3 protein-coding genes are annotated in these 4,328 nt (G+C 36.4%); all 3 read left to right on the forward strand.

Features of this window, described 5'->3' with window-relative positions:
• Positions 1-261: 261 nt before the first annotated feature.
• The 3 genes from ACINWC743_RS16235 to ACINWC743_RS16245 all read left to right on the forward strand — a co-directional run bounded on the left by ACINWC743_RS16235 (position 262) and on the right by ACINWC743_RS16245 (position 3,820).
• Positions 262-747, forward strand: coding sequence for a hypothetical protein (locus tag ACINWC743_RS16235; protein WP_009586186.1), 486 nt, complete (start codon positions 262-264; stop codon positions 745-747).
• Positions 748-1,148: 401 nt separating this feature from the next.
• Positions 1,149-2,774 (forward strand): NAD+ synthase, encoded by a 1,626-nt coding sequence (locus tag ACINWC743_RS16240; protein WP_005032961.1) that lies wholly within the window; start codon positions 1,149-1,151, stop codon positions 2,772-2,774.
• Positions 2,775-2,779: 5 nt separating this feature from the next.
• Positions 2,780-3,820: a hypothetical protein gene (locus tag ACINWC743_RS16245; RefSeq protein ID WP_005032964.1), complete on the forward strand. Its 1,041-nt coding sequence runs from the start codon at positions 2,780-2,782 to the stop codon at positions 3,818-3,820.
• Positions 3,821-4,328: the final 508 nt, after the last annotated feature.

Consider the following 4,328-nt stretch of genomic DNA (forward strand, 5'->3'; position numbering starts at 1 on the left):
TACTTATTTAGAATGACTAAATTTCGTATTTCGCGCCTAGAATCGCCTAAAAAACACACCTAGTCGCAAACATAGACGAATTGTCCACAGACCCTATACTTTTATCAAGATTCTTAGAAGATTTGTGAGTCACAGATAAGCATATTTAATTGATACAGATGATCTCGTTGGACTTACTCATCATTATAAAATTGATTGTTATTTGGCTGTCCTATATTCAATGCTAAACTGATTCTAACTTTATTTTAATCCCTGCTAACAATGTTGAATTACTTTTGGCGCTTGGCAAAAATACTCAAAATTGATCAATTTAAATATCGCCCATTAACAAATGGAGAAATTCGAATTAGCCGAACTGTGTTTGGTGACTTGATTGATTATGATCAGGTAAAAATCATGAATCACCCATATTTGCCTTGGCAACCCGTTGGCATCTTAATGGCACCTAATGGCTATATTCATTTAAAAGATGCCGATTATTGTGAAGATTTTTCTTGCATGAGTTTAGCCTATCAAGCTGTATTCATTCATGAAATGGCCCATATCTATCAATACCAACGCCATGAAAAAGTCCTGCTAAAAGGTGCAATTTTGCAGTCTGCAATGTATCTTAGTTTTGGTCGCTATAACCCTTATCGCTATACTTTGATTCAAGGAAAGTCTTATTTTGACTATAATATCGAGCAACAAGGAGACATCGCTAAAGACATTTATTTAAATCGAATTGAAAATATCATTTTGAATTAAATCAAAGCTAAAATTTGACACTTTTCGCTTTGCTTCGGACTTTTTTGTGATCTATTTCATGATTTTTTTAAAAAGAACATTAATTCCGATGTAAAAAGCAAAAAATAATGAAAAATCACTAGTTTCTACAAAAAAAATACTCTAAATTCATGGTGTCATTGATGCTGCACTGAATAAACTTGATGAATCACTAGCTTCTGACATTTTTTTAGTTAAAATACTCAATGTCTGAAATTTTTGCCTTGCAAAAAAATAAAGATTTTTGATGATTTTTTGATGATTTTATAGCTTCGCCCTTTGGCAGTTTTTGTTGTGTCTATATATACATACGTTGAATAACTACATTTTAAAAATCAACAAAATGTATATAAATTACCCTATTGGAATAGGATTTGGTTTAAATGAAAAGTTTTAAAATTGCTCTTGCGCAATTCTCTCCATTCATTGGTGATCTTGATTCAAATGTTCAAAAGATGATTGAGCAAGCCAATGAAGCAAAAAAACAGAATGCTGAAATTATTGTTTTCCCCGAACTTTCTATTATCGGCTATCCAGCTGAAGATTTATTTCTACGCCCAAGCTTAGCTAAACGTACAGCTCAAGCTTTTGAAAAACTAGCCACGATCAAAGATATTGTTTTGGTATTTGGTTTTGTAAATCTTACAGATGATGGTCAACGTTATAATGCTGCTGCTGTCATGAAAGATGGTCAGGTACTCGGTATTTATAACAAACAAAATTTACCTAACTATAGTGTATTTGACGAAAAGCGTTATTTTAATGAAGGTCATCAACACCTCGTTTTTGAATACTTGGGGCATAAGTTTGGTGTATTGATCTGTGAAGATGTCTGGTCACTCAATACAGTTCAACAGTTAGCTCAATTGAATGTCGAAAGCGTATTGGTACTCAATGCTTCACCTTATGAAGTTGGTAAACCTCAACACCGTATCGTAACGCTGAAAGAATTAGCGAAACAATTGAATTTGCACTTAGTCTACGTCAACCAAGTCGGTGGGCAAGACGATCTGATTTTTGATGGTACAAGTTTTGTGATTAATCAATCAGGCGAAGTTGCATTACAAGCACCAAGCTTCATTGAAGACCTCTACTTTACAGAATACCAAATCGAAAACAAAAGCTATCAAGTCGTCGAAACCGCACCTGCTTTAAGTACCATGGCTGAGATTTACCAAGGTTTAGTTTTAGCAACACGTGACTATGTGCAACGCTCAGGCTTTCCTGGTGTAATTCTTGGATTATCAGGAGGTATTGACTCCGCTTTAACGCTTGCAATTGCTGTTGATGCAATTGGTGCGGATAAAGTTCAAGCGGTAATGATGCCTTATACTTATACCTCTCAAATCAGTGTTGAAGATGCTACTGAGCAAGCAAAGCGTATGGGAGTGACATTTGGTATTGCTGAAATTCATCCAATTGTAAACAGTTTCATGCAAACGCTCTATCCTTTCTTTGGCAACTCACCTGCTGATGCAACAGAGGAAAACCTTCAAGCTCGCGCGCGTGGCACACTGTTGATGGGTTTATCTAATAAATTTGGTAATTTAGTGCTTTCAACAGGCAATAAATCTGAACTTTCTGTCGGTTACTGTACTTTGTATGGCGATATGGTAGGTGGTTTTGCAGTACTGAAAGACGTTTATAAAACCATCGTGTTTGAATTGGCGAAGTATCGTAACAGCATTTCTGAAACGCCTGTAATTCCTGAACGTGTGATTACCCGTCCACCTTCAGCTGAACTTCGTCCAGATCAAAAAGACCAAGATTCACTACCTGCTTACGATATACTCGATGCGATTTTATACGCCTATATCGAAGAAGAACAAAGCCAAGAGGACATCATCGCCAAGGGCTTTGAACGTGAAGTGGTCGAAAAAGTAATTCGTCTTGTTGATCGCAATGAATACAAACGCCGTCAAGGTTCAATTGGACCACGCATCAGTTCACGTGCATTTAGTCGCGAACGTCGCTACCCGATTGTAAATGGCTGGAAACCTGGTGTATAAGCCTCGTGAATGTGAATAATTCACTCCCAGCGAGCTTTGCTCAGGAACTTGCTCAAGCACTTTTGCTTGAGCAAGTGCGTTATACCAAACAACAATTACTTGATCAAAAAAATCCTCAATTCATTCAAAATTTTATTTCTCAAACTTATCAGAATGCTGACAAAATTCTTTTAAAAGACGTGATACAACTTGAACAACTCTGTTCAGTGGTTCAAAAATATGCATTTGAACTAAATTTGGGCGCTGATATTCTTGAGTTTATTGGTGTCGTTGCGCAAAAAATTCATCAATATGCAATTGGTAGCCAAACCGTTATCAATGATTTACTTTCAGATGAATCATTTGAATTATGGATGTTCAAAATTTTAGAACTTGAACAGCTCCGAGATTATCTTCAAGAAAATTTACAACATAATCCACAGATTCAACAGGTCAGCTTGCAACTCGCCAATCAAATTGTTGAAAGTAATACACCTTGGCTTAATCAGCTTCGCCACTACACAGTTAAACAAAATCGTCTTGGTTCCAAAGTCATGAGCTTTATCCAAGACCAACAGCAAAATATTGAATTAAAATTAGAAAACCAACTTGCGTCAGCAATACGCAAACAACTCAGCACGATTATTATGCTTCCCAATGAGGATTTAGCAGATATCGCGACACACATCTGGACTGAAATCAAACAACGCTCCTTAAAAGAAACATTTTCTCAACTTCAATCCATAGATTTTGAAGAGTTCTTTATCTTAGTTTATGAAACATGGAAAGAGCTTCGTGAAACAGAATATATGCAACAGGTTATTCTTAACGTAGTAGAAGCATTTTATGAATATTTTGGTGAATACAGTCTACAGGAATTATTACACTCTGTAGGTCTAGATAAAAATGACTTATTCATTGAAGCAGATCGCTTTATTCCACATACATTAGGTGCATTAGAACAGCACGGCTTGTTAGACAGTATCATCCAATCTTTGATAGCACCATTCTACTTAGATCCACAAACCCAGCGCTTTATAGAAAATTTTCTTGCTGAGAAAGCCTAACCATTGATAAAACATAGATCGTCTTTCTATAGACAACGTCTCAGTTAAGCGATTTAAATCATCAATATAAAGTACATTAACCTGAGTACGATAAAAATCCTTGATGAAAGATGATACAGTCAAACCGCCTGATTATTCATACAAGTGATTTGGATGATTCATTTATTTTGTACTTTTTGAATCATTGATGGTCTTGCTATCGTGAGGCGACATGAATGTCGCCATGTTGAGCGGGGGTAAAGGATGTACCCCTCGCTCAACGAAAGATTTTTGTCACTTTTCATCTCTGAAAAGTGAGCCATCGGCTACGCAAAAGAATTTAAACTTTAGCACTAAAGCGTGGCAGTACAAGCTTTAGATCATCAAACAATCTATTGATCGCCTTCATTTTATTGGTCAAGAGAAATAAAACTATATTGATGGTTGCGCTTACGGAGCTTCGCTCCTCATACCAAAACAAGTATGGCGAGCCCTTGCGGAGCTCCGCTCCTCATCCTAAAATCGGATG

The sequence above is a fragment of the Acinetobacter sp. WC-743 genome (assembly GCF_000335555.1).
In the GTDB taxonomy this organism is placed as follows: domain Bacteria; phylum Pseudomonadota; class Gammaproteobacteria; order Pseudomonadales; family Moraxellaceae; genus Acinetobacter; species Acinetobacter bereziniae.

Bases quoted from the DNA above. Each gene is read 5' to 3' on its own strand.
- ACINWC743_RS16235 (WP_009586186.1), top strand. From the start codon at position 262: ATGTTGAATTACTTTTGGCGCTTGGCAAAAATACTCAAAATTGATCAA.
- ACINWC743_RS16240 (WP_005032961.1), top strand. From the start codon at position 1,149: ATGAAAAGTTTTAAAATTGCTCTTGCGCAATTCTCTCCATTCATTGGT.